This window comes from Candidatus Eremiobacteraceae bacterium (assembly GCA_036511855.1).
Classification (GTDB): domain Bacteria; phylum Vulcanimicrobiota; class Vulcanimicrobiia; order Eremiobacterales; family Eremiobacteraceae; genus JABCYQ01.
This window is the reverse complement of sequence record DATCBN010000047.1, coordinates 1-4149: the sequence shown is the minus strand read 5'-3', so window position 1 is coordinate 4149 and position 4149 is coordinate 1. Positions and strand designations below refer to the sequence as shown.

General features: G+C 62.5%; 5 protein-coding genes. 3 read left to right on the top strand and 2 right to left on the bottom strand.

Annotation, left to right across the window (positions count from 1 at the left end):
• The coding region (locus tag VII69_07005; protein ID HEY5094844.1) for a hypothetical protein at positions 1-730 on the bottom strand (730 nt) is incomplete at its 3' end.
• Positions 731-775: 45 nt separating this feature from the next.
• Between VII69_07005 and VII69_07000 the strand changes: the two genes are divergently transcribed.
• Complete coding sequence (locus VII69_07000) at positions 776-1300, top strand: NUDIX hydrolase (GenBank protein HEY5094843.1); 525 nt, start codon at positions 776-778, stop codon at positions 1298-1300.
• A gap of 98 nt (positions 1301-1398) precedes the next feature.
• On the opposite strand, the gene VII69_06995 is transcribed toward VII69_07000, so the two are convergent.
• Positions 1399-2013 carry a hypothetical protein gene (locus tag VII69_06995; protein HEY5094842.1) on the bottom strand — a complete coding sequence of 205 codons (615 nt, stop codon included), beginning with the start codon at positions 2011-2013 and terminating at the stop codon, positions 1399-1401.
• 57 nt (positions 2014-2070) lie between these two features.
• Between VII69_06995 and acpS the strand changes: the two genes are divergently transcribed.
• Both acpS and VII69_06985 read left to right on the top strand, forming a co-directional pair.
• Positions 2071-2475: a holo-ACP synthase gene (gene acpS / locus VII69_06990; protein ID HEY5094841.1), complete on the top strand. Its 405-nt coding sequence runs from the start codon at positions 2071-2073 to the stop codon at positions 2473-2475.
• Positions 2472-4043, top strand: coding sequence for an NAD(P)H-hydrate dehydratase (locus VII69_06985; GenBank protein HEY5094840.1), 1572 nt, complete (start codon positions 2472-2474; stop codon positions 4041-4043). Before acpS ends, VII69_06985 begins: the two co-directional genes overlap by 4 nt.
• Positions 4044-4149: the final 106 nt, after the last annotated feature.

Here is a 4149-nt window from a genome sequence, read left to right as displayed (position 1 = left end):
ATTTCGCGAGCTGCTCCATGGTGACATCGGTCCGCGGGTGTTCGTCCGCCGTGACCACCGTGGGCGGCTCGCCCTTTTTCGCTTTGCCGCCTGCCGGCGGTACCGGCACGCCGATGATCTCGGCGTCGAACGCGCCGGCTTTTTGCGCGTCGCCCGTTTTGTGTTGGCTCGAATACGCGAACTGGTCTTGATCCTCTCGCGAGATGTGATAACGCTCGGCGACATTCTCGGCGGTTTCGCCCATCGAGATCGGCGGCCAACCGGCCTGCGTGAGCTTGGGGTTGTACATGCGCGCGCCGAGTGTGGTATCAAAGAGTTGCGGCACACGCGCGAATTCGCTCTCCGGCTTGGGCATGACGTAGGGCGCGCGAGTCATGCTCTCGACGCCGCCGCCGATGAACACGTCGCCACACTCCGCTATGATGGCCTGCGCCGCGCTGTTAATGGCTTGCAAACCCGACCCGCAGAGGCGGTTGAGCGTTGTGCCGGGCACTTCGACTGGAAAGCCCGCAGCGAGCACCGCCATGCGCGCGACGTTCCGGTTGTCTTCGCCGGCCTGATTGCTGCAGCCCCACATGACGTCTTCGATGTCTTTAGGGTCGAGCTTCGCGCGCGCTGCAAGCGCCTGCAAGATGACCGCCGACATGTCGTCTGGACGGACGCTCTTGAGTATGCCGCCGTATCTGCCGACGGGCGTCCGGGCTGCGGCGACGATGACGACTTCGCGCATGAATCTCCTTGGAACGACGGGAATGCGATTGGAAAAGGAGAGTTCGTGGCGAAGATACATGGGACCCGCCGAATCTTCGAGGGCCGGGTCATCAACCTACGCGTCGATGATGTCGAATACGACAATGGCGCGCGCTCTAATGTCGAAATTGTGGAACACAACGGCGGTGTCGCGATCATCGTGCAACCCACGCCGAACACAATCGTCTTGGTGTGGCAGTATCGTCCGGCAACGGGCCTCTCGTTGTGGGAGGTTCCGGCGGGCAAGTTGGAGCGCGGTGAGGACCCAATGGCGTGCGCCACGCGCGAGTTGATCGAGGAGACCGGCTATCGCTGCCGCGAGATGCGCAAGCTGTGGTCGTTCTTCACCGCTCCAGGATTTTGCAACGAGCGGCTGCATCTGTTTGTCGCAGTGGCTCCGACGCCGGGTGAAGCCGAACCCGAAGCCACGGAAGTGCTGCAGCCGCTCGAATTCAAGTTGGAAGAGGCCTGGGCGATGGTGCAGCGCGACGAGATCCCCGATGCGAAAACGCTGATCGCGCTCAGGTGGTGTTTGTCGCAACCACGATAAGAACCATGGGCAAGCGATGCTTGCCCTCCAACATCCTTTTTTTGGGCAAGCGATGCTTGCCCTAGTACGGTTGCCCTAGTACGGATGCTCCAGTGGAGTTAGCGGTTGGCGCGGGCGCGCTTGTCGCACAGGTCGCAGAAATAAGTCTGCTTGGCGTCGATGTCGAACACCGAGTGGCTGAGGTACATCGCACAGCGCGCGTTGTGGCAATGTTTCAACGCGAACGCGTGCCCCAACGCATGGACGCACTCTTTGAGGGTCCGCTGGAAGAGCACGTCGTCGTTCGGCGGCTCTTTGGAAAATTCGGGATTGAGCCGGAACGTGGATACCACCGCCACGCGATCGCTGTCGCTCGCGTCTCCGAAGATGAACGGATGCGACGTCTTGTAGAGATCGCTGCCCAAGATGCCGAGCAGCAGCCCGTCGCGCGCCGGATACGCGCTGAGCATTCGGTTGAAGACGGTGTTGAGGAAGAATTGGCCGCGCGTGAGATTGGCGTGTGTGGGCGAGAGGGTGAGCGGCTTTTCGACTGCGAACTTATGGAAGAATCGCTCCTCCAGGCACGGCGCCAACCGTTCGCAGAAACTCACACCCACGCCATTGATCGGAACCAGACTTATCTTTTCCAACACCGATTCGGCCGCACAAAGCCGGCCGCTCCAATCGCCTTCGGCGACGGCGAAACGTGATTCGCCGCTCCATGGCGCCGTCATTTCGGGCGCTTTCCGGGCCAGTCCTTCGGCACGGCGCGATGCGAGGAGTTGTACGCTGTGATCATCGGAATCGGAATCGACGTCGCTGAAGTCGCGCGCTATGCGTTCGATGAAACGAAACTTGCGCGCTTTGCGAAGAAGGTGTTCACCGAGGCGGAGATGGCGCATGCGATGAAGCACCGGCACTACGCTGAACGGCTCGCCGGAGCGTTCGCAGCAAAGGAAGCCACCAGAAAGGCGTTTGGTCACGCCATCCCGTGGCGCTCGATGGGCGTGCGTCACCAACGCAGCGGCAAGCCGTATATGGAACTCACGGGCCGCGCGTCGGCTTTGCCCGCCTTGCGAGGCGTCCGAGGAATGCATTTGAGCATCACACATTCGAAAACGACGGCTGTCGCCGTGCTCATACTCGAAGGCGACGAACTCAAACCCGCCGCATCGTCTGAAGCGGTTGCGCGATGAACGCGCTCACCGCCGCAGAAATGCGAGCCGCCGATCTGCGCACGGTCAACGATCTCGGAATACCCGAAGCGATCCTCATGGAATCGGCAGGCCGTGCCGTCGCCGATCTCGCGCGCGATTTCGTCGACGATCTCGAGGGCGATCCCATCCGCATCGCCGTGGTGGCGGGCCCGGGGAACAACGGTGGCGATGCGTTGGTGGCCGCTCGTCATCTGATGCAGCTTGGGTTCGAACCCGACATCTACATGGCGGCGAAAGAGAAAGACTGCAACGAGTTGTGCCGCGTTCAGCTCGACATCATGGAAGGACTCGGCGCTTCCATCAGCTATCTCCGCGATCAGTCGCCGGAATTTTTCCGCTCGGGGCTGCGCGCCGCGTCGCTCGTCATCGATGGCTTGCTCGGCACGGGATCGAGCGGTCCGCTTCGCGAGCCGTACAAGAGTTGGGTGAACGAGATCAACATCGCAGGTCACGAAGTGATCGCGGTGGACACGCCCACAGGCGTCGATCCGTCATCGGGCGGTGTGCCCGGGCCGGCGGTGACCGCAACCGCCACTGTCACGATGGCGGCGCCGAAAGTTGGATTGCTCTTGTATCCGGCCGCTTCGTACGTCGGCGAACTGTGGGTGGCGAACATCGGCATCCCAGCCTCCGTGCTCGCAGAGGCAGGCGGCCGCTATCACGTCATGACTAAGGAACAATTCTTCTATTGGTTGCCGCATCGCAGTCCGCAGGCCGACAAACGCACGGCGGGCGACGTTGTGATCATCGGCGGCAGCGCGAACTACGTCGGTGCGCCGGTGCTCGCAGCGCTCGGCGCACTTCGGGCCGGCGCGGGTTTTGTGACCGTGGCGTGCCCCGCTGCCGCGGCCGCGTCGATAAGCCATCACATACTCGAGCCGGTTATCGCCCCGTGGCCGGATACGAATGACGTCGATGCGATCGTCGACGCGTTGCTCGACACCACGCGCCACGCGGGTGCCGTGGTCATCGGTCCCGGGCTCGGCCGGGAAGAGCGCACACAAGAAATCATCCGCCGCTACCTTGCTGCCACCACTCGGCCGCTCGTCGTCGACGCCGACGCGCTATTCGCGCTGGCCGATCACACTGAAATCGTCAAGGATAAGAAAGCGGTGCTCACGCCGCACGCCGGCGAATTCGCGCGGCTGCTCGGCTCGCGCGCCGAAACAGCGATCGCAAACCGCATGAAAGCCGCGGACGAGTTCGCGTCGTCGCTCGATGCTGCGCTGCTGCTTAAGGGTCCGCGTTCGATCGTCGCCACGAAGGAAGCTTCGTATGTCAATCTCACCGGCAACGCTTTGCTCGCCACCGCCGGGTCGGGCGACGTACTTGCGGGCATGACCGGCGCGATGTTGGCGGCGGGATGCTCCTCCCGGCAAGCTGCCGCGATCGCCGCGTTTTGGCATGGCACCACGGCGGACTTTCTCGCGTCGAAGAACGTCCACAGCATCGTCGCCGGCGATATCCCCGCATCACTGCAAGATGCGCTGCAATGGCTCGATGAGCGCGAAGAGGAGGACGACGGGTATTTGACGCGCGTGGTTTGAATGGGCGAGCGATGCTCGCCCTAGTACAGCTCGACGAAGTACGGCTCGACGTAGTGCAGCTCGACCTTGTACAGCTCGACGTAGTGCAGCATTTCCAGGACGGGAG